At 73.8% G+C, this 20,629-nt stretch carries 19 protein-coding genes; 10 read left to right on the top strand and 9 right to left on the bottom strand.

Translation table 11 applies throughout. From position 1 onward, the window contains the following. Positions 1 to 122 precede the first annotated feature (122 nt). The 4 genes from BLU82_RS25790 to BLU82_RS25775 all read left to right on the top strand — a co-directional run bounded on the left by BLU82_RS25790 (position 123) and on the right by BLU82_RS25775 (position 6,778). Positions 123 to 4,121, top strand: coding sequence for an AAA domain-containing protein (locus BLU82_RS25790; protein ID WP_092623828.1), 3,999 nt, complete (start codon positions 123 to 125; stop codon positions 4,119 to 4,121). A gap of 138 nt (positions 4,122 to 4,259) precedes the next feature. Beyond that, positions 4,260 to 5,060, top strand: a complete 801-nt coding sequence (locus BLU82_RS25785; RefSeq protein ID WP_197682468.1) for an endonuclease/exonuclease/phosphatase family protein — start codon at positions 4,260 to 4,262, stop codon at positions 5,058 to 5,060. Between the two features lie 141 nt (positions 5,061 to 5,201). After that, complete coding sequence (locus BLU82_RS25780; RefSeq protein ID WP_157741263.1) at positions 5,202 to 5,768, top strand: Uma2 family endonuclease; 567 nt, start codon at positions 5,202 to 5,204, stop codon at positions 5,766 to 5,768. 5 nt (positions 5,769 to 5,773) lie between these two features. After that, positions 5,774 to 6,778: a zinc-binding alcohol dehydrogenase family protein gene (locus BLU82_RS25775; protein ID WP_092623825.1), complete on the top strand. Its 1,005-nt coding sequence runs from the start codon at positions 5,774 to 5,776 to the stop codon at positions 6,776 to 6,778. On the opposite strand, the gene BLU82_RS25770 is transcribed toward BLU82_RS25775, so the two are convergent. From BLU82_RS25770 to BLU82_RS25760, 3 genes are read right to left on the bottom strand one after another with little or no spacing between them, the layout of a single operon-like run. Then, the gene (locus BLU82_RS25770) at positions 6,741 to 7,943 is read right to left on the bottom strand and encodes a cation:proton antiporter (RefSeq protein WP_092623824.1); all 1,203 of its coding nucleotides are present in this window, start codon (positions 7,941 to 7,943) and stop codon (positions 6,741 to 6,743) included. The genes BLU82_RS25775 and BLU82_RS25770 overlap by 38 nt on opposite strands. A 12-nt stretch (positions 7,944 to 7,955) precedes the next feature. Then, positions 7,956 to 8,450 carry a cation:proton antiporter regulatory subunit gene (locus BLU82_RS25765; RefSeq protein WP_092623823.1) on the bottom strand — a complete coding sequence of 165 codons (495 nt, stop codon included), beginning with the start codon at positions 8,448 to 8,450 and terminating at the stop codon, positions 7,956 to 7,958. Between the two features lie 33 nt (positions 8,451 to 8,483). Then, positions 8,484 to 8,846, bottom strand: a complete 363-nt coding sequence (locus tag BLU82_RS25760; RefSeq protein WP_092623822.1) for an MmcQ/YjbR family DNA-binding protein — start codon at positions 8,844 to 8,846, stop codon at positions 8,484 to 8,486. 82 nt (positions 8,847 to 8,928) lie between these two features. Here BLU82_RS25760 and BLU82_RS25755 point away from each other — a divergent pair, with 82 nt between their 5' ends. Next, positions 8,929 to 9,357 (top strand): VOC family protein, encoded by a 429-nt coding sequence (locus BLU82_RS25755; RefSeq protein WP_092623821.1) that lies wholly within the window; start codon positions 8,929 to 8,931, stop codon positions 9,355 to 9,357. Here BLU82_RS25755 and BLU82_RS25750 read toward each other — a convergent pair. Continuing rightward, a complete protein-coding gene (locus tag BLU82_RS25750) occupies positions 9,338 to 10,465 on the bottom strand; it encodes a helix-turn-helix domain-containing protein (protein ID WP_197682466.1) in 1,128 nt (375 codons plus the stop codon). The two genes, BLU82_RS25755 and BLU82_RS25750, sit on opposite strands and share 20 nt — an antisense overlap. Before the next feature lie 41 nt (positions 10,466 to 10,506). After that, complete coding sequence (locus BLU82_RS25740) at positions 10,507 to 11,343, bottom strand: AraC family transcriptional regulator (RefSeq protein WP_172885705.1); 837 nt, start codon at positions 11,341 to 11,343, stop codon at positions 10,507 to 10,509. 160 nt (positions 11,344 to 11,503) lie between these two features. Between BLU82_RS25740 and BLU82_RS25735 the strand changes: the two genes are divergently transcribed. After that, the gene (locus BLU82_RS25735) at positions 11,504 to 12,316 is read left to right on the top strand and encodes a phytanoyl-CoA dioxygenase family protein (protein WP_092623819.1); all 813 of its coding nucleotides are present in this window, start codon (positions 11,504 to 11,506) and stop codon (positions 12,314 to 12,316) included. 849 nt (positions 12,317 to 13,165) lie between these two features. Here the strand turns inward: BLU82_RS25735 and BLU82_RS25730 are convergent. Together BLU82_RS25730 and BLU82_RS25725 are read right to left on the bottom strand one after the other, a co-directional pair. Beyond that, on the bottom strand, positions 13,166 to 13,993 hold the full coding sequence (locus BLU82_RS25730; protein WP_092623818.1) for an isocitrate lyase/phosphoenolpyruvate mutase family protein: 828 nt from the start codon (positions 13,991 to 13,993) through the stop codon (positions 13,166 to 13,168). A 645-nt stretch (positions 13,994 to 14,638) separates the two neighbouring features. Beyond that, positions 14,639 to 15,313 (bottom strand): hypothetical protein, encoded by a 675-nt coding sequence (locus BLU82_RS25725; protein WP_157741262.1) that lies wholly within the window; start codon positions 15,311 to 15,313, stop codon positions 14,639 to 14,641. A gap of 436 nt (positions 15,314 to 15,749) precedes the next feature. Here BLU82_RS25725 and BLU82_RS25720 point away from each other — a divergent pair, with 436 nt between their 5' ends. After that, entirely contained in the window at positions 15,750 to 16,982 is a 1,233-nt protein-coding gene (locus BLU82_RS25720) for an NAD(P)/FAD-dependent oxidoreductase (protein ID WP_092623816.1), read from the top strand. 8 nt (positions 16,983 to 16,990) lie between these two features. Further along, the gene (locus BLU82_RS25715) at positions 16,991 to 17,416 is read left to right on the top strand and encodes a nitroreductase/quinone reductase family protein (protein ID WP_197682465.1); all 426 of its coding nucleotides are present in this window, start codon (positions 16,991 to 16,993) and stop codon (positions 17,414 to 17,416) included. On the opposite strand, the gene BLU82_RS25710 is transcribed toward BLU82_RS25715, so the two are convergent. Then, positions 17,356 to 18,780 (bottom strand): MFS transporter, encoded by a 1,425-nt coding sequence (locus BLU82_RS25710; protein ID WP_092623814.1) that lies wholly within the window; start codon positions 18,778 to 18,780, stop codon positions 17,356 to 17,358. The two genes, BLU82_RS25715 and BLU82_RS25710, sit on opposite strands and share 61 nt — an antisense overlap. 42 nt (positions 18,781 to 18,822) lie before the next feature. Here BLU82_RS25710 and BLU82_RS25705 point away from each other — a divergent pair, with 42 nt between their 5' ends. Together BLU82_RS25705 and BLU82_RS25700 are read left to right on the top strand one after the other, a co-directional pair. Beyond that, positions 18,823 to 19,401, top strand: a complete 579-nt coding sequence (locus BLU82_RS25705) for a TetR/AcrR family transcriptional regulator (RefSeq protein WP_092623813.1) — start codon at positions 18,823 to 18,825, stop codon at positions 19,399 to 19,401. Between the two features lie 69 nt (positions 19,402 to 19,470). After that, positions 19,471 to 20,247, top strand: coding sequence for an SDR family NAD(P)-dependent oxidoreductase (locus BLU82_RS25700; RefSeq protein ID WP_092623812.1), 777 nt, complete (start codon positions 19,471 to 19,473; stop codon positions 20,245 to 20,247). A 4-nt stretch (positions 20,248 to 20,251) separates the two neighbouring features. On the opposite strand, the gene BLU82_RS25695 is transcribed toward BLU82_RS25700, so the two are convergent. After that, on the bottom strand, positions 20,252 to 20,602 hold the full coding sequence (locus tag BLU82_RS25695) for a YciI family protein (RefSeq protein ID WP_092626291.1): 351 nt from the start codon (positions 20,600 to 20,602) through the stop codon (positions 20,252 to 20,254). Positions 20,603 to 20,629 lie beyond the last annotated feature (27 nt).

The raw sequence follows: 20,629 nt of genomic DNA, 5'->3' as shown, positions 1-20,629 counted from the left end.
ATCGGGTGTTCGGACCATATTGCTCCAAGATCCGACATACGTCGCGATGCGTACCTAGTCTGCGAGAGAACCGCAGGTGAACGGGGTGTTCACCGGCGGCAGGCCAGACGCGAGGGAGCCTGATGAACGAGCCGTCGATGCATGTGCGGACCGAACCCGTCCGGGACCGGTTCGTGGCCGTCCGTCCGGCCACGGTCACCCTTCCGGCGCCGCCGCGGCGTACGCCCGAGGCGTCGCTGCGATTCCCGTCCGCCGTGGAATCCGCCGCCGTTCCGGCCGTCCCCGACGCCCGCCGGCTGCCCGCCGGCGACCGCGCCGCGCTGCTCGTCGGCACGGCCGTCCACGACCACGCCGGGTACCCGCTGCTGCCGGTCGCGGCGGCCGGGCTGCGCCAGCTGCGCCAGGTCCTGGAGCGCGCCGACGTCGGCATGGTCGACACCTGCCAGGTGGTCGCCGACGGCAGCCGCGGCGAGATCATGCGGGCGGTCGAGGCGTTCCTCGACGAGCGGGCGCTCGCCGACACCGTGCTGGTGTACCTCACCGGCTACGCGCAGGTGTCCGGCGCCGACGGACGGCTCTACCTCGCCGGCGCCGACACCGACCCCGCCGACCTCGAGCGCACCGCCGTCCCGGCCGACTTCCTCCGCGACCAGCTGCAGGAGTGCCGGGCGGCGAGCAAGGTCGTGCTGCTCGACGCCTGCCTGCCCGGCGCGGAGACCGACCGGTTCGCCGTCCAGCGCCGCCAGGTCATGCTCGAGCCGGCCGGCGTCTACGTCATCTCGGCGTCGCCGGCCCCGCAGCCGGCGTCCGTCATGGCCGAGCCGGTGCCACAGCTGGGCACGTCGCGGTTCACCGGCGAGATCGTCGAGGGGCTGCGCACCGGCCGCGTCAAGGACGGCCTGGGACCCTGGGTCACCGCCGAGGACCTCGCCCGGTACCTCACCACCAAGCTCGTCGCGCAGGGCGTGCCGGCCGAGCAGCTGCCGGCCACGTCGACGCTCGCCGTCACCGGCAACCACGTCATCGCGCGGTCGGCCGTGCGCGCGCTCAGCCTGCTCGACGGCAACGGCGGGCGTGACGTCCGCGGCACGTCCGCCGGGGCCGGTGGCGCCGTCGCCGTCCCGGCCGACGGGACCGCCGGCGCCGCCGGTGGCGCGGGAGCGGCCGGCGGCGAGCACGGCGACCAGGTCGCCGACCCGGGCTGGCGCGAGGTCATCGACTACTACCGCTCCTGCCTGGCCGAGGCGCCCTCGCCCGAGGCGCTGCCGGTGCGCGGCGCCGAGGCGGCCGACTGGTTCCCGATGGCCGACGGCGCCGAGGTGCTGCTCAGCGGTGCCGAGCCGACGACGCTCGCACCGGCCGGCGTCGACACCTTCGACTGGAAGGAACGCGACGTCTGGTACGGGTATCCGCTGGTCACGCTGGCCGGTGCCGGGCGCCGCCACTCGGGCGACCCGCTGGCCCCGTCGACCGTCGCGCCGTTGCTGGTCCGCCGCGCCGAGGTCACCGTCGACGCCCGCGGCGCCGCCGCCCTGCGCCCGGTCGGACCGGTGCTGCCGCACGCCGGAATCCTGCAGGCCTGCCTCGACGACCAGGAGGCGGCCAGCGTGCTGGCGGCCTGGCGGCAGAGCTGGAAGCCGGGCGACCGCGACCAGCTGCTGGTGGCGATCCGGCAGCTGCTGAAGCGGCTCGGCCTCGACGAGCTGAGCCGTCTCGACCCCGCCGCGCTGGGCGCCGTCGACCAGAAGACCGCCAACCGCACCGGCGTCCACAACACCGCCGGCGTGCTGTACGTCGAGTCCGAGCGGGCCGCCCAGCAGGCCGTCGCCGCCGAGCTGGCCGAGCTGGGGGAGCGGCTGGCCGACGTGCCCGGCACCGCGCTGGAGTTCCTGGGCAAGCCGGTCGGGCTGCGCACCACCACCCGCGCCGCCGTCGCGCCGGTGCTGCCGGCCGAGCTGAACGAGAGCCAGCAGGCGGTGCTGACGGCGGCCATGTCGCGGCCGCTCACCGTCGTCTCCGCGCCGCCCGGCACCGGCAAGGACGAACTGGTCGTCGACGTCGTCGCCACGGCGGTCGCCGCCGGGCAGAAGGTGCTGGTCGCCTCCTCCGACGACGCAGCGCTGCAGCGGCTGGCCGACCGGTGCGGCACGCTCGTCACCGGCCTGCTGATCAAGACCGGCGACGCCCAGGCCCGGGCCGAGGAGAAGCAGGTCGTCCGCGAACTGCTGCGCTCCACCAAGGACGCGGCGGGCGGACGCAGCCGGGGCTCCGTCGCCGCCGAGCTGGCCGCCGCCCAGCTGCAGGTCAAGGCCTGGCGCGACCGCCTGGCCGAGCGGAACGACCTCGAGACGCTGCTGCGCAAGACCACCGCCGCGCGGTCCGCCGCGGCCGAGCGGCTGGGTGTGCCGGCCGAGCTGCTGGCCGCCGCGTGGCGCGGCGACGACGCCGGGCTGTCCGACTGGGTCGACCGCGCGCGCCTGCTCACCGAGACACACCTCATGGGCGGGCTGCGCCGTCGCAACCTGGTGCTCGCGTTCGTCCGCGCCATCACCGACGCCGGCGCCGACCCCGGCGCGGCGCGCGAGCTGTTGCTCGACCCCGCCGCGTTCGACTCGCTGCTGCTGTTCGCGCGGGCCGAGGACCGGCTGCGCGAGGACCGGCGCGAGGCGCTCGCCGTCAGCGACGACGCGCTCGACCTCGAGGGCCGCGAGCTGTCGGCGCGGGTGGCCGAGCTCTCCGCCGAGCTGCTCACCGTCGTCGTGACGGAGCAGGCCGGCACCGCTCGCGAGCGGCTCGAGGCGCGCCGCATCGCACTGGAGCCGGGCGGCCGGAACCGCCAGATCAGCCACCGCGAGCTGCTCAGCCACCTCGGCGGGTGGGCGGTCACGCCGCGCGACGCCGGCCAGCTGGCGCTGGAACCCGGCATGTTCGACCTCGTCGTCATCGACGACGCGCACCACTGCCCGGTGTCCGCCGCGCTGCCGCTGCTGTTCCGCGCCCGCCGCGCCCTCGTCGTCGGCGACCCGCGGCAGCGGCTGCGCGCGCCCGGCCTCAGCGACCACCGGCTGCGCCGCGCCCGCCGCGCCGCCGGCCTGAGCGCCGGCTTCCTGGCCGAGCGGCGGCTGTCCTTCCGCGGCGACTCCGTCTACGACGCCGCGCTGCCCAACGTCGAGGAGGCGCTGCTGCTCGACGAGCACGACGGCGCGCACCCGGGCATCGCCCGCATCGTCGACGAGCACTTCTACGGGGGCCGGCTGACCGTCGTCACCGACGTCGGCGCGCTGCCCCGGGCGCACGACGCCGAGACCGGCGACGCGACGCTGCTGCTCTGGGAGGACGTCACCGGCACGCCCGAGCGCGGCGCCAACGGCGGGTCGTGGCGCAACCAGGCCGAGATCGACCGCGTCGTGTGGGCGGTCAAGGAACTGCGCGAGCAACTGCCCGCCGACGCCACCGTCGCCGTCGCCACCCCGTTCCGGGCCCAGGCCGAGGAGCTGCGGTCGCTGTTCCGGTTCGCACCGGTGCCGGTGGCCTGCGTGGCCGACGGCGACGCGGTCGACTGCGACGCCGTCGTGCTGTCGCTGGTCGCCGGCGACGGCATGCCCGAGCAGACGCTGCGCTGGGCGCAGGGGCAGACGGCGCTGTGGAGCGGTTCGCTGGCCCGGGCGCGGGCGCACGTCGTCACCGTCGGGCAGCATGGGTTCTGGTCGCGGCAGGCCGGGCTGCCGGCGCTGCTGGCCCGCATGTCGTCCGTCCGCTCGTTCCACGTCCGGCCCAACCCGCCGGCGCCGATGGAGTCGGCCGTCTTCACCGACCCGCTGGTCGAGGCGCTGTGCGCGCGGCTCGAGGCGGCCGGCGCCGTCGACGTCGAGCCGAACGCCGTCGTCGACGGCTACCGGGTCGACCTGCTGGTGCGCACGCCGTCCGGCAGCACCGCCGTCCTGCTCGACCGCGGCTGGCCGGGCGAGGACGCCGCGCGCCACCTGCGGCTGCTGCTGCGCCGGCGCCGGCTGCTGACCGGGCTGGTGCCTGAGTCGGGGCTGCCGCCGGTGACGCGGGTCCTGCGCGTGCCGACGTGGCAGGTGCGCTCCGGCGAGCCGATCGACGGTCTTCTCGACTGACCGTTTGCGGGAGGTTTGTCTACAAGTCATCCGAAGTGGGAAGGCTCGACGACACGTGCGCCGTGACGTCGAAAGGACCCCACCACCATGCGCCTCCTCCGCACCGCCGTCCCCGCGGTTCTGGCAGTCTTGGGACTGATGGCCGGGACCGTTCAGCCCGCTTCGTCGGCCGATCCGTCGCCCCGCGACCGGCCGCTCACCGTCATGAGCTTCAACATCCACCACGGCGTCGGCGTCGACGGCCTGCTGAACCTGCAGCGGGTCGCCGACGTCATCAAGACCGAGGGCGTCGACGTCGTCGGCCTGCAGGAGGTCGACCGCCACTGGGGTGAGCGCAGCGACTTCGTCGACCAGGCCGCCTGGCTCGCCGACGAGCTCGACATGCACGTCGTGTACGGCGCCAACCTCGACCTCGACCCCGCGCAGCCGGGCGAGCCGCGCCGTCAGTACGGCACCGCGATCCTCAGCGAGCGGCCGATCCGCGACTGGGACAACACCTACCTGCCCCGCTACGAGGGGCACGAACAGCGCGGCCTGCTGCGCGCCCGCATCAACGTGCGCGGCGTCTGGGTGAGCGTCTACAACACCCACCTGCAGCACAACGACGCCAACGAGCGACTCGAGCAGGTCGCGGCCATCGAGGCGCTGATGGGCGAGCCGGACGAGTCGGTCGTGCTGCTCGGCGACCTCAACGCCGTCCCGTCGTCACCGGAGATCCGCGAACTCGTCGACGACCTCGTCGACACCTGGGAGGCCGCCGGCGTCGGCGACGGCAACACCTACCCGGCCGAGGACCCGAACGCCCGCATCGACTACGTCCTCACGTCCGGCGACGTCATCGTCCGCACCGCCGCGGTGGTCTCGACCGACGCGTCGGACCACCTGCCGGCCAAGGCGGAGGTCCTGCTGCCCGGTTCCCACGTTGGCCTGGGCAGTTGAGATTCCGGGCTAATCGCTGAGCCGCCGATCCGCCGGTTCGGGCAACCGGGCCGGCGGATTCGGGCAAACGCGTGAGGGTGTCGATCCGCGTATCGTGGCTGTATGAATCGACGGTCAGAACATCGATCGGTGGAGGCTGAGATGATGACCATCGCTGTGCCCGACCACCTCGTGACCGTCGAGGAGTGGGATGCGCTCGAGGACGTCAACCCGCGCATGCGGTACGAACTGGTCGACGGGAATGTGGTCTTGAGCCCGCGGCCGGCGTTGGACCATCAGGACGTCATCGGCACCTTGGTCGCCGCGCTTCGCAAGCAACGTCCGCCCGGGCACCGGGTCCTGCCCGAGCCCGAGCTGGCGATCGACCTCGGCCCCTGGCCTACCATCCGGGTGCCCGACGTCGTCGTCAGCGGGCCGATCGATTCGGGTGCCCAGCGGGTCGGTAGCGCCGACGCCAAACTGGTCGTCGAGGTCGTCTCGCCGGGATCGCGGCGCACCGACCGGGTCGCCAAGCTGTCCGAATACCAGGACGTCGGGATTCCCGCGTACTGGATCATCGACCCGGCGGCGGTCGACGACAGCCGGTTTGTGGCGTACGAGCTGGTCGGTGGCGCGTACAAGGAGGTCGCCCGCGGCTCCGGCGTCGTCTCGCTGGAGCGGCCGTTCCCGGTGTCCATCGACGTCGACGAGCTGCTGACGCTCGACTGACGGCGATGCGCGCCTGGCGGGTCACGACGCCCGGCCCGATGGCGAGCCGGCCGCTGACGCTCGTCGACGACACGGTGCCCCGGCCCGGCCCCGGCGAGCTGCTGGTCCGGGTCCTGGCCTGCGGCGTCTGCCGCACCGACCTGCACGTCGCCGAGGGCGACCTCCCCGTGCACCGCCCGCACGTCGTGCCCGGCCACGAGGTTGTCGCCGAGGTCGTGACGGCCGACGGCGCCGGCGGGTTCGCGCCGGGCGACCGCGTCGGCATCGCGTGGCTGCGCGGCACCGACGGGACCTGCGCCTACTGCCGCCGCGGCGCCGAGAACCTGTGCCCGGCCTCGGTCTACACCGGCTGGGACGCCGACGGCGGGTACGCCGAGTACGCCACCGTCCCGGCCGCCTACGCGCTGGCGTTGCCGTCCGGCTACGACGACGTCGACCTGGCGCCGCTGCTGTGCGCCGGCATCATCGGCTACCGCGCGCTGCTCCGCGCCGAGCTCCCTCCCGGCGGCCGGCTCGGGGTGTACGGGTTCGGCGCCAGCGCCCACCTCGCGGCCCAGGTCGCGCTGGCGCAAGGGGCCACCGTCCACGTGCTGACCCGCAGCCCGGCCGCACGCGAGCTGGCCCTCGACCTCGGCGCGGCCTCCGCCGGCGCCGCGGCCGACCCGCCGCCCGAGCCGCTCGACGCCGCCATCCTGTTCGCGCCGGTCGGCGACCTCGTCCCGCCGGCGCTGGCCGCGCTCGACCGCGGCGGCACGCTCGCCGTCGCCGGCATCCACCTCACCGACGTGCCGCCGCTGAACTATCAGCGGCACCTGTTCCAGGAGCGGCAGCTGCGCAGCGTCACCGCCAACACCCGCGACGACGCCCGGGCGTTCCTGCGCTTCGCCGCCGAGCACCGGCTGCGCGTCACCACGACGCCGTATCCGCTCGGCCGCGCCGACACCGCACTCGGCGACCTCGCCGCCGACGCCGTCAGCGGTGCCGCTGTACTCGTCCCCGACCTCGGTTGAGCACCCGCCGCCGCACCAGGTCACGGAACCACGGCGTGTCCGGCAGCCGCGCCAGCAGCGGCCCGAGCGCCACCGTCAGCAGCACATACGTCGTCACCAGCGGCGCCAGCGTCGGCTCGATGCCGGCGCCGACGGCCAGCCCGGCGATCACGACGGAGAACTCGCCCCGCGGCACCAGCGCCAGCCCGGCCCGCCACCGTCCCGGCTCGGCGATGCCTGCGCGCCGGGCCGCCAGCCAGCCGGTGAGCACCTTCGTCGCCGCCGTGACGACGGTCAGCGCCAGCGCCGGCAGCAGCACCGGCCCGATGTCGGCGGGATCGGTCGTCAGCCCGAAGAAGATGAAGAACACCGCCGCGAACACATCGCGCAACGGCGTCAGCAGCTCCGACGCGTGCTCGGCGACCGGGCCGGAGATCGCGATGCCGACCAGGAACGCCCCGACGGCGGCCGATACGTTCACCTGCTCGGCGACGCCGGCCACCACCATCGTCAGCCCCAGCACGCCCAGCAGCAGCGCCTCCCGTTGCCGGGGCGAGAACAGCGTCGAGATCGCGTTGCCGTGCCGCAGCGCCAGGTACAGGATCACCACGGCCGCGGTGACGGCGATCGCCAGCGTCCGCGCACCTTCGGCCAGACCGGCGCCGATCACCAGCGTCGACAGCACCGGCAGGTAGAACGCCATCACCAGGTCCTCGATGACCAGGACCGACAGCACCACCGGGGTCTCGCGGTTGTTCAGCCGGCCGAGATCGCGCAGCACCTTCGCGATGACGCCTGACGACGACACCCAGGTCACGCCCGCCAGCGCGACGGCCGCCACCGGGCCCCAGCCCATCAGCAGCGCGAACGCCGCGCCCGGCAGCGCGTTGAGCAGCGCGTCGTAGAGGCCGGACAGCGCCGAGCGGCGGATGTTCGCGACCAGTTCGCCGGCCGAGTACTCCAGCCCCAGCATGAGCAGCAGCAGGATGACTCCGACCTCGGAGCCGACCTCGAAGAACTCCTCGCTGGCCGACAGCGGCAGCAGCCCGCCCTGCCCGAACGCCAGCCCGGCCAGCAGGTAGAACGGGATCGGCGACACCCCGGCGCGGCCGGCCAACCGGCCCAGCAGCCCCATCCCCAGCAGGAGCGCACCGATCTCGATCAGGAGGGTGGTGGTCTCCGCCATCGGGGCAGCGGATCAGTTCGCGCCGTCGGCGACGAGGCGGGTCAGCGCGTCGAGGCCCTCACGGGTGCCGACCGCGACCAGGAGGTCGCCGGCGCGCAGCGGCGCGTCCGGTCCCGGCGACGGCTGGACGTCGCCGTCGCGGAGCAGCGCGACGATGGACGCGCCGGTGCGGGTGCGGGCCCGGGTGTCGCCGAGCGCGCGACCGGCGAACGGCGACCCGGCGGTGACGGCGATCTGCTCGGTGTACAGCCCGGCGGCGTGGTCGCGCAGCGCGGCGAGCTGGCCGAGCACGACGGACGCGCCGAGCAGCCCGGCCAGCGTCTCGGCTTCGTCGTCGGTGAGCGTGATGGGGTCGCGGCAGGAGTCGGGGTCGTCGACGTCGAAGACGGCGAGCGTGCGCTCGCCGGAACGTTGCGTCAGGACGCTGACCCGGCGCCCGGACTCGGTGAGCACGTCGTGTCGCACCCCGATTCCCGGCAGGTCGACCTGTTCGATGCGCACCGCCACGCCCTCGACATTACCTCCGGGCGCGGCGGCGGCTCAGCGGGCGTCCAGCGCCTTGAGCATGCGCTGCAGCGCGACCTGCCGGTACGAGCCGTCCAGCAGCTCGCCGACCTCCGTCCAGTCGACGTCGGCGGCGGTGAAGTCGAGGGCGAGCCAGCCGCTGGGGCCGTAGTAGGCGGGCACGTAGAAGCGCGGGTCCTGCAGCAGCGCCGGGCGGTCGGCGGCGTCGGGCTTGAAGATCACCGCGAACGGGTGGTCGTCGTTGCCCTCGAAGACCGCGAACATCTTCTTCCCCGCCCGGAACGTCGGCCGGCCCCACGCCTCCACCTCGGCCGACTCGGGGAAGCGCAGGCAGATGGCGCGCAGCTCGGCGAGGTACGGGTCGTCGTCGGTGTACATCCGTAGGTGCGCCACCTGGTCAGCGTAGCGGCGTCCGATTCCTTCAAGACGCACTCGCGGGCGGGGCCGTAGCGTCGTCGGCATGACACAGCCACGTTTCAACGCCATCGGCTTCGCGGTCGCCGACATGGGCCGCTCGCTGGAGTTCTACCGCGCGCTCGGCCTCGACGTCCCCGACGGCGCGGACGACGCGCCGCACGCCGAGATCCCGCTCGCGCCGGGCGTGCGGCTGCTGCTCGACACCCACGCGACGATCGCCGGGTTCGATCCGGGCTTCACGCCGTCGGCGGGCGGCGCCGGCAGCCTCGCCTTCGACTGCGGCGACCCGGCCGGCGTCGACGCGGCGTACGAGCGGATGATCGCCGCCGGCGCCACTGGTCACCTCGCGCCGTGGGACGCGTTCTGGGGCCAGCGCTACGCCGTCGTGCACGACCCGGACGGCAACGGCGTCGACTTCTATGCCGCGCTGCCGGGTGCTACGCCGCCGGGCGCTACGCCACCAGGGTCGTGAGCGTGACGCCGGCCAGCGAGCGCGCCTCGCGGGACAGGTGCGCCTGGTCGGCGTACCCGGCCGCATAGGCGGCGTCGGCGGCCGGGGCGCCGGACCGGCCGAGCTCGAGCGCACGGTGCAGCCGCAGGATGCGCGACAGCGTCTTCGGCCCGTACCCGAACGCGTCGAGGCTGCGCCGGTGCAACTGGCGGGCGCTCAGGCCGACCTCCCGCGCGACGTCGCCCACGTTGGCACCGTGCCCCAGCAGGCACGCCACCCGCTCGACGACGGGATCGGCCGGCGCCGCCTCGCGCAGCCTGGCCACGGCGACGGCTTCCAGCAGTGCTCCCGGGTTGGCCGGTGCCGCCGGGCCCAGCCGGGCGTCGGCTGCCAGCGGTGCTCCCGGGTTGGCTGGTGCCGCCGGGCCTAGCCGGGCGCCGGCTGCCGGCGGTGCTCCCGGGTTGGCTGGTGCCGCCGGGCCCGGCCGGGCGCCGGCTGCCAGCGGTGCTCCCGGGTTGGCTGGTGCCGCCGCGCCCAGCCGGGCGCCGGCTGCCAGCAGTGCGTCGGGGTCGGGCGGTGATGCCTTGCCGGGTCTGCGTCCGGTTTCCGGTCGCCTGCCGGGACCGGCCGGGCTCCGGTCGGTGAACCGGACGGCGGCGTCCGTCAGCGCGCCTGGGTCGGGCGGCGGCGCGTTGCCGGATCTACGCCCGGCATCCAGCAGCGCACCGGGGTCGGCCGCTTCGGCTGTCCCGTCCGCTGCTCCGCCCATCCCGTCCGCTGCTGCCGGCTCCGCTGCCTCGGCGACTTCGGCCAGTCGCTCGGCCAGCCGGCGCACCTCGGCGCCGGGCCAGAGCGCGTCGAGAGGGACCCGCTGATCGCGCAGTTCGTGCGCCGGCAGGCCAAGCACCCGCGGCCCGACCCCGGCGCCGAGCCGCAGCCCGACGAACGGCGTGCCGGCCCGCCAGGACGCGAGGTGCGCGATGGTGTCGGGACCGGCCACCATCAGACGGCCGCCGGACCACAGCAGGTCGAGGCAGCCGTCGGGCAGCACCCGGTGCTCCTCGTCCGTCGTGACCCTCGACGACCAGACCACCGCGTGCGCGATGGTGGACGGTCGCTCGCTGTACATGCCTTCACTGTGCCACTCGGCACCGACAGCCATGCGCGTCGTCAGGTGAAGGCGGCGCGGTACTCGCGGGGGGTCATCGCCTTGAGCTCGCGGAAGCGCCGGTTGAAATTCGAGAGGTTGCCGAACCCGCAGGACGCGGCGATGTCGGCGATTGCGCGGTCGCTCTCGGACAGCAGCCGGCACGCGGCGCCGACGCGCAGCTCCGTCAGGTAGGCGGTGAACGTGCGGCCGGTCGCGCGGCGGAAGAACCGGCTGAACGCGGCCGGCGACAGGTGCGCCACGGCGGCGACGTCGTCGAGGGCGATCGGCTCGCCGTACCGTTCGTGCAGGTAGCCGAAGACGTCGTCCATCCGGCGGCGGCTGTCGGGGCGGTCCGGTGAGCGGTAGCCGGTGCTGGCCAGCGGCCGCCCGGGCGCGCCGTCGCCCAGCCGGACCAGGACGTCCAGCAGGCCGAGCGTGCCATCGGCGCCGTTCTGCTCCGTCAGCGTGACGATCCGCCGCACGAGGTCGTCCGGCGCGGTCAGTTCCAGGCCCCGCCCGGCTGCGTCCAGCAGCGCCCCCACCACCGCGAACTCCGGCACGTCGAACAGGCCGGGGCCGAGGAAGTCCGCCCGGAAGTGGATGACGACCGCCTCGTTGTCGCCCTGCGCCGCCGACACGAACGCATGCGGCACGCCCGCGCCGAGCAGCGTCAGCTGACCCGGGTCGTACGGCTCGATGCTGTCGCCCGCGTACCGCGTGCCGGTGCCCGACGTGATCAGCGTCAGCTCGATCTCCGGGTGGAAGTGCCAGCTGAACGCGAACTCGGCGCTGCGGTACAGGTAGCGCTTCCACGACAGGCCGCCCGTGGTGCCGATGTGTTCGAGGGCGGGTCGCATGCCTCGACGATACGGTGCGCGCGCCATATGCCCGAGGTGCCGCCCGAAACGGCTGCGAGAGTATCGGAAACCGTCATCGTCGGCGTGGTGCCGAGGTGTGCCGGCCCAGGAGCATTGACCTCGGCGCCTTACCCGAGACCCCTTCCTTCCTGGAGGACCGATGACCACGTCGACCGCTCTCGACACGCCTTACGACCTCGCGGCGGACCAGATCGCCGCGTTCGACCGGGACGGCTTCGTCCACCTGTCCGGCGTACTCGACCCGGACGTCGTCCGGCACTACGAGCCGGAGATCACCGAGAAGGTGATCGAGCTGAACACCATGCATCTGCCGATGGAGGAGCGCTCGACCTACAACAAGGCGTTCCTGCAGGTCGGCAACCTGTGGCAGCACAGCGAGCTGGTGAAGGAGCTGGTGTTCTCGCAGCGGCTGGCCAAGATCGCCGCCGACCTCCTCGGCGTCGAGGGTGTGCGGCTCTACCACGACCAGGCGCTGTACAAGGAGCCCGCCGGCGGCATCACCCCGTGGCACGCCGACCAGTACTACTGGCCGTTCTCGAGCGACCGCAGCTGCACCATCTGGCTGCCGCTGCAGGAGACGCCGCTGGAGATGGGTCCGCTGTCGTTCGCCGCCGGCAGCCACCGGTTCGAGCACGGCCGCGACCTGCCCATCAGCGACGAGTCCGAGGTCGCGCTGCAGGCCGCGCTCGCCGAGCAGAACCTGCCCGTCGTCAACGAGCCGTTCGCCCTCGGTGATGCCAGCTACCACCTCGGCTGGACCTTCCACCACGCCGGCCCCAACGTCGGCACCGACCCTCGCCGCGTCATGACCGTCATCTACATCGACGCGGACATGGTCGTGGCCGAGCCGGTCAACGAGCACCAGGTCGGCGACCTCGCCGCCTCCATCCCGGGCGTCAAGCCGGGCGAGGTGGCGGCCAGCCCGATGAACCCGGTGCTCTACCGGCGCTGAGGGCACGGTCAGTCGCGGTTCAGGTGGGCGTGCTCGCCGGTCTCGCCGAGGTGGCGGACCGGCGGGCGCGCCCGCACGCACGCCAGGACCCGGCCGGCTGCTCGCGTTGGCGGAGCGGGGTTCGCTTGGCCGGGCGCGCGTGTTCGACCCGGTCATGCCGACCGCGTACGCCCCGTCCGGGGAGCTACGGTCCGCGGCGCGCGGACACCCCGCCGCCCCCGACGCCGCCGGCGGCGACGTTCGCAGTGTGACCGTCGCCGGTCGACTTCGGACGCCGGTCCGGGTGACCGGTGCGGCTGGCGCGACCTCGGGCACCGCCGGTGACGTTCCGGGTGACCGTCGCGGGGCGACTTCGGACGCCGGTCCGGGTGACCGGTGCGCCTGGCGCGACCTCGGGCACCGGCGGCGACGTTCCGGGCGACTGTCGCCGGTCGACTTCGGACGCCGGTCCGGGTGACCGGTGCGGCTGGCGCGACCTCGGGCACCGGCGGCGACGTTCCGGGTGACCGTCGCCGGTCGACTTCGGACGCCGGTCCGGGTGACCGGTGCGGCTGGCGCGACCTCGGTCCTCCGCAGCGGTGTTCCGGGACTGGCCATCGTCGGTCGGCCTCGGGTCGGCGGCGGCGTTCCGGGGCGTGACCGTCGCGGCGCAGCCTCGGGCACCGACGCCCACGTTCCCGGCGCACGACCGTCGCGGGGCGACCTCGAGCGCTTGCGGCGTAACCCGTGTGCATGGCGCGACCTCGGACGACGGGCCCGGGTACGCGTGGCCGGGCCGACGTGGGTGGCGGCGTCCATCACACGGCACCGCGCCGCTGTGCTGGGGATCGGGATCGCGGCGGCGCGGACTCAAGACATCAGCGTGTTCAGCTCTCCGTAGGCGAGCCCTCCCTCCAGCGCGGTGTACGTGCCGTCGTCGAGCAGCTCGCGCGCCGCCCGCTGGGCCACCGCGTAGGCGGCCGCGGCGACGGACGAGCCGAGGCTGATGCGGGCGGCTCCGGCCGCGGCGAGCTCGCGCACCGGCGGGGCGGACGGGCCGGCGAGGGCGTTGACCGGCCCGTCGATCTCGGCGGTCAGGCGGGTGACCGTGGGCACGTCGACGACACCGGGGACGAAGATGCCGGATGCACCGGCGGCGAGGTAGGCGCGCGCCCGGGACACGGTGTCGGCGAGACGGGTGGCGGGGTCGCCGACGCCGCGGAGGTAGGTGTCGACCCGGGCGTTGAGGAAGAACGGCACGCCCGCGGCGTCGGCGGCGGACCGGGCCGCGGCCAGGCGCTCGGCCTGCTCGGCGGCGTCGCGCAGCGCGCTGGGATCGTCGGGGTGGACGTCCTCGATGTTGGCCCCGACCGCGCCCGTGGCGAGCACGCCCTCGATGGTGACGCCGACCTCGGCGGGCGTGGCGCCGAACCCGCTCTCGACGTCGGCCGTGACGGGGACGCCGACCGCCGACACGACGCGACTGGTGAGGGTCAGCACGCTGTCGCGGTCGATGTGGTCGCCGTCGGCCGTGCCGAGCGCCCACGCCACTCCGGCGCTGGTGGTGGCCACCGCCGCGGCGCCGGCGGCCTCGACCAGCCGGGCGCTCAGAGGATCCCAGGCGTTCGGCAGCAGCAACGGGGAGCCAGGCCGATGCAGCGCACCGAACCGCTCGGCGGTGTCGCGAAGAGTCGTCATGAGGGAAGTCAACCAGCCGGGTCCGACAAGGTCCGGCGGCTTCGTCTCCGACGATCCGTAGGCGGGCTTGCCGCCGCTCGGCCGGGCGCCGACGCACGGCGCGTACCTGTCCGACATGATCGACCACCCTTGTCCTGCGGCCGGTTTGGAGCTGGCACGCGCCACGTCGGAGCGTGCCAGCCACCGGGAAGATCGCCATGACGTGGACGGAGCGGACTCGTGTGTGGCGGGAGTGAGATCGGCCGCCAAGGCGACATCCACGCGTCCTGGGCGCTAGCCGGAAGGCGCTACCGCGACGGCCGGTGAGGGACGCAAGGGTCACCGCAGCTGGGCGTGGCCGCTGCCGCGAGCGGCAGTACCGGTGAAGCTCGCCCGGCGCGGCGGGACCCCCGTCCCTGAACGGCGCCCATGGCGCGATCGGCAAACCGCCGTTTCACCCACCGACGACACGGCCAAGCCTTTGGTCACGCCATTCGGGCACGGGATGACATCCGTCCAGGCGTTCTCGACGACGCCACGGCCCGCCCTTCCGCATGCGACTCGATAAATCGAGGAATTGAACGGACATTGTTGTGGCGCTGTTCAACTGTCAGTGGATGAACAGCGCCACAACGACTTCCGTATGGCCGTGAGGCGGCCCGAGGCTCAGAGCTGGCGTGTGAGCTTGCCCACGGCGACACCGGTCTCGGCTGTGGCCTCGCCGGCTACGGTCGTATCTGCCCCTGCGTGGGCGTCAGCGTCGACCGAGGTGTCGACGCCGGCGTCGGGCGCAGTCTCGGGGTCGGCCGTGGCCTCCGCGTTGGCGTCGACCTCCGCGTCGGCAGCGGCGTCGAGGCCGGCTGGGGCGCCGGCTGCGACGAGTTCGGCACCGACCGCGATTTCGACGTCGGCGCCGGTCTCGAGCGTGACGTCGACGTCGGCCTTGACCTCGGCATCGACACCGGCATCGACCACGCCCGTGACTCCGACCGCGGCCTGGAGCTCGGCCTCGATCGCGGCTTCGAGGTCCGCCTCGAGGGCACTCTCGACTGCGGCGTCGACGTCGGCGCGGACCTCGCCGTCGAGGCGAACGTCGACGGCGATGGCGCCGGCCAGCGAAACGACGACGTCGGCTTCGAGGTCCACCTGCACATCGGCCTCGACGCGCGCCTCGATGGTGGCCTCGATGTCCGCCTCGAGCTGAGCCCTCAGATCGGTGCTCAGCGACGTCGACGTGTCCTCGGCTGCGAACGCGGGCGTTGCGAGTGCCAGAGCAACGACAGCCACGGGTATAGCCGCCGCGACATTCCGAACTATTTGCATGACTAACAACCTCTCCATTTGTGGTCGTCGGCCGCCTAGCGTTCCTGACAGGGCTGTGTCCGTCAAGTCCACTAAAAGGTATTTGCCCGAACAAGAAATGGTCTGGTGTCTTTGCTGAGAGGTCAGGCTGTTGAGATCGCGGTATCCCTGCGCCGGTACAGAGATCCGGTCATCGGGCGCGCTCCAACGACGTGCTGGCCGGGCGGCGACTGCGCGAGACCCGCGCTCGTGTCTCTTGAGTCGATCGAGTGGGAGCGCGTCGGCATGTTGCGCGTGCCGGCTTCCGCCCCCGCAGGCCGAGGCCGGGCCGTAGCCGGAGGCGAAGCCGCAGTTGGACGGACGATGTCACCGGCGGGGCGGAGGAAGGTGCGGCTGAAGCCGCGGCCGGCCGGACGGATGACAGACTCCGGACACTGCCGTCGCGGCGGTGCGGCCGAGCGGTAGCGTGGCGAGGGTGACCGAGCAGCCATTCGTCATCGTCGGCGGCGGACTCGCCGGAGCCAAGGGCGCCGAGGCGCTCCGCGACCAGGGGTACGACGGCCCGTTGGTGCTCATCGGCGACGAGCCCGACCGCCCGTACGAGCGCCCGCCGCTGTCCAAGGGCTATCTCCTCGGCAACGACGAACGCGACAGCGCGTTCGTCCACGACGCCGGCTGGTATGCCGAACACGACGTCGACCTGCGGCTGGGCACGACGGTGGTCGAGATCGACCCCCGGACGCGCACCGTCGTGCAGGACGACGGCGGCACGGTCCGTTACGCGAAGCTGCTGCTGGCCACCGGCTCCAGCCCGCGCCGTCTGAGCATCCCCGGTGCCGACGCCGCGGGCGTGCACTACCTGCGCCGGCTGCCCGACTCCGACGCCATCAAGTCGACGCTCGCGTCGGTGCGCCGGCTGCTGGTCGTGGGCGGCGGCTGGATCGGCCTCGAGGTCACCGCAGCCGCCCGCGCCGCCGGCGTCGAGGTCACCATCGTCGAGGCGCAGGAGCTGCCGCTGCTCGGCCCGCTGGGCCCGGAGCTGGCCCGCGTCTTCGCCGACCTCCACGTCGAGCACGGGGTCACGCTGCGCACCGGCGTCGGCATCGAGCGGTTCACGGTCGACGGCGACCGCGTGAGCGGCGCGGTGCTGGCCGACGGCAGCCGCATCGAGGCCGACGCGGTGGTCGTCGGGGTGGGCGCGGCGCCGAACCTGCAGTTGGCCGCCGCAGCCGGGTTGCGCGTGCACTCGGGCGTCGTGGTCGACGCGAGGCTGCAGAGCAGCGACCCCGACATCGTGGTGGCCGGCGACATCGCCGAGGCCGACCACCCGCTGCTCGGGCCGGGCATCAGGGTCGAGCACTGGGCCAACGCACTCAACCAGCCGGCGGTGGCGGCGTCGACGATGCTCGGCGGCGACTCCGTGTACGACGAGCTGCCGTACTTCTACACCGACCAGTACGACCTCGGCATGGAGTTCCACGGCCTGGTCACGCCGGACAACTACGACGACGTCGTGTACCGCGGCGACGTCGCGGCGCGCGAGTTCGTCGCATTCTGGCTGCGCGAGGGCAAGGTCGTCGCCGGCATGAACGTCAACGTCTGGGACGTCGACGGGCCGATCAAGGCGCTGATCCGCTCCGGCGAGCAGGTCGACGTCGCGCGGCTCACCGACACCGGCGTGCCGCTCGAGGAGATCGCGGGGGGCTGAGCGGGGCCGTGCGCGACGCCACCGCCCGACGGCTGTCCCGCCTGCACATCGCGCTCTACCGGGCGACGCGCGGAGTGGTGGGCCGGCGGCTCGTACGCAACGACATGCTGCTGCTCACCACGACGGGCTCGCGGACCGGGCGCCGGCACACCGTGCCGCTGCTCTGCCTGCACGACGACGATCACCTGGTGGTCATCGCCTCGTGGGGCGGCCGGCCGCGGCACCCGCAGTGGTACACGAACCTCGTCGCGCATCCGGACGTCACCGTGCAGGTGCGTGGTCGCCGTTGGCGTGCCCGGGCCCGGACGGCGACGCCGGAGGAGCGGGCGGTGTGGTGGCCACGCGTGCTCGCCGCGTACAAGGGCTACCGCCTCTACGAGTCCAACACCGACCGCGTCATCCCGGTCGTGTTCCTGGAGCCGCCCACGCCCTGACAGCTGAGCAGAGTCAGCGCGAGCAGACCGGCCACCGCCAGCACGGCCGCGGCGGCGCCGTACCCGACGACGGGGTCGACCAGCGCTGCGCCGGTGGCCGTGGCCGCCGCCAGCGCGCCGAGCGTCGCCAGGCCGGCCGCCGCCCCGATCTCCTGTGCGGTGTTGACCATGCCGGACGCCCGCCCCTGCTGCTCCGCCGGCACGGTCGTGGCCAGCGCGAACGTGGGCGCGTACGACAGCCCGCTGCCGATGGCCAGCAACGCCAGCCCGGGGAACACCCCGGTCCAGTAGTCGTCAGCCACGCCTGCGGTCGCCGCCAGCAGCGCCGTCCCGGCAACCCCGAGCGCCGCGCCGGCCACCAGCAGCCGCGGCGCCCCGAACCGCTCGATCAGCGCACCGGCCCGCGGTGAGACCAGCAGCACGATCACGGTGATCGGCGCGAACCCGAGCCCGGTCTGCAGCGGCCCGTAACCCATCGACGTCTGCATCACCAGCGTCGCGACGTACAGAGTGGCACCCAGCGCGCCGGCGCTCAGGAGCAGCGACGCGTTGGCCACCAGCACCGGCCGGGTGCGCAGCAGGAACCCGGGAACGACGGGGTCAGGGTGGCGTCGCTCGGTGTGGACCAACCTGACGGCGACGACCGCGAGCCCGACGGCGATGGCCATCAGGCCCACCGCTGGCAGTTCGACGGGGTCGGCGAGCAGCAGGCTCACCCCGCCGAGCAGTACCGTCAGCAGCGCCGCGCCGGCGACGTCGAGACGGCCGCTCCGGACTCCGTCCGGAGTCGGGCCCGACGCCGCCGGCACCACCCGCAGCAGCAGGGCGATCGCCACGACCCCGATGGGCAGGTTGACCAGGAAGATCCCGCGCCAGCCGACCGTCTCGGTGAGCACTCCGCCGAGCAGCTGCCCGGCGACCGCACCGGCCGAGGCGACTGCCGCCCAGACGCCCAACGCCCGGTTGCGCTCGCGGTCGTCGCGATAGCTGCCGACCAGGAGGGCCAGCGCGTTCGGCGACACCAGCGCGGCGCCCACGCCCTGCGCGGCTCGCGCCGCGAACAGCTGCCAGCCGGTCGCCGCGAGCGCGCAGCCCAGCGACGCGGCCATGAAGAGAACCAGCCCGGCGACCAGCAGCGGGCGCCGTCCGTACAGGTCGCCGAGGCGGCCGGCCAGGATCAGCAGGCTGCCGAACGTCACGGTGTACGCGACACCGGTCAGCTGCAGGGACCTCGGGGCGATGCCGAGGTCGGCCTGGATGGCCGGGACCGCGACGTTGACGATCACGACGTCGATGATCAGCACGAACTGCGCCGCGCAGAGCACGGCGAGCAGGGTGGCTCTCCGTCTTGTTTCCGAATCCATATTCGGATATTACCCGTTTCCGAACTGTGGTTCAATAACAACGTGGGACGGCCGCGCAAAGTCACCGACGAGCAGCTGATGGCCGCTTGTGGCCGGGCGATCGGGCGACACGGCTCACGGTTCACGCTCGCGCAGGTCGCGCAGGAGGCGGGGGTCGCCACGGCCACTGTCGCCGAGCGGTTCGGGTCCAAGCAGCGGCTGCTCGAGGCCATGCTGACGGCGGAGAACGCCGGCCTGGCCGACCGGATGTGGGCAGCGGTGGCGCACGCGGAGGGGCCGGTCGAGGCGCTGCGCACGGCGGCCCTCGTCGGCACGGAGCAGATCGCCGACCCCGCGACCGCGGCCAACCACCTGGCCCAGTTCGGCGCCGATCTCGCCGACCCGGCGCTGCGGGCCGGCGTCGCCGAGCAGCGCGACCTGGTGCATGGCGTGCTCGCGCAGCTGGCGGCGGACGCCGTGGCCGCGGGAGGGCTGCCCGGCGCGCCGTCGGCCGAAGTGGTCGCCCGGGTGCTGGCCGCGCTGGTGCACGGCGCTCAGGTCGACTGGGCGATGCGGCCGGACGGGTCGCTGATCGACCGGTTGGACGCCGACGTGAACGCGGTGCTGGCCGGCTGGCGGTGAATTCGGGCCGCCCGGCTCTGTGCGGCGAGTGACCGGAGTTCGTCGGACCCTCGTGGCAGGGTGGAAGGCATGGACCGCTCGTACGTGGTGACCGGCGGCGGCCGCGGCGTAGGCCGGGCCGTCGTGGAACGGCTGCTCGACGCCGGCGGCACTGTCGTGGCGCTCGATCTCGACCCGACGGCGCTGGGCTGGCTGCGCGACCACCCGGCCGGCACCCGGGCGCTGGCGGTCGCCGGCAGCGCGTCCGACGACGGCGTCGCCTGGCATGCCGCCGACCTCGCCGAGTCGGCGGCGCCACTGGCCGGGTGGGTGAACAACGCGGCGGTGTTCCGCGACGCGTCGGTGCACACGACGGACGCGGCCGAGACGTCGCGGCTCATCGCGCTCAACCTCGACCCCGTCGTCGTCGGCTGCACTACGGCCGTGCGCCGCTTCCTCGCCCACGGTCAGGGCGGCGCCATCGTCAACGTGTCGTCGCACCAGGCGCAGCGCGCGGTGCCCGGTTCGCTGCCGTACGCCACGGCGAAGGCGGCGGTCGAGGGTCTCACCAGGGCGCTCGCGGTCGAGTATGGCGGGCGCGGCATCCGCGTCAACGCCGTCGCGCTGGGGTCCATCGCCACCGAGCGCTACGACGCCTATCTCGCGGGGCTCTCGCCGGCGGCGGCCGCCGAGGTCGAGGCGCAGTTGCGGCAGCTGCATCCGGCCGGGCGGGTCGGGCGGACGGACGAGGTCGCCGCGGTCGTGGCGCACCTGCTCTCCGACGACGCCTCGTTCGTCACCGGCGCCACGGTGCCGGTCGACGGCGGGCGGGCGGCGCTCGGCCTCGACCCCGAGGCGCCGGCCTAGGCCGTCACATGTCGGCGGGGTCCATCACCCGGCGCACCTCGACGAGGTCGTACGCGGCCTCCGGGATCTGCGCCGCGATCTCCGTCGCTCGCTCCACGCTCGCGCAGTCGACGAGGTAGTAGCCGGCCAGCACCTCTTTGGCCTCGGTGAACGGTCCGTCGGTGACCGCCGGCACGCCGTCGCGCACCCGCACCGTGCGCGCCGCCTCGACGGTGAGCCCGGACGACGCGACGTACTCGCCGGAGGCGACCAGCCGCTCGGTCAGCTCGCGGTGCCGGCGCATGAGGTCGTCGCCGACGTGGTCGCCGTCGTAGACCCGCTGCCAGGTCTCGTCGGTTCCGTAGATGAGCATCATGTACTTCACCTCCCGCAGCATAGGGTT

The sequence above is a fragment of the Jiangella sp. DSM 45060 genome, from assembly GCF_900105175.1.
GTDB lineage: Bacteria > Actinomycetota > Actinomycetes > Jiangellales > Jiangellaceae > Jiangella.
The sequence above is the reverse complement of the archived record's forward strand: the minus strand, read 5'-3'. Positions and strand labels throughout refer to the sequence as shown.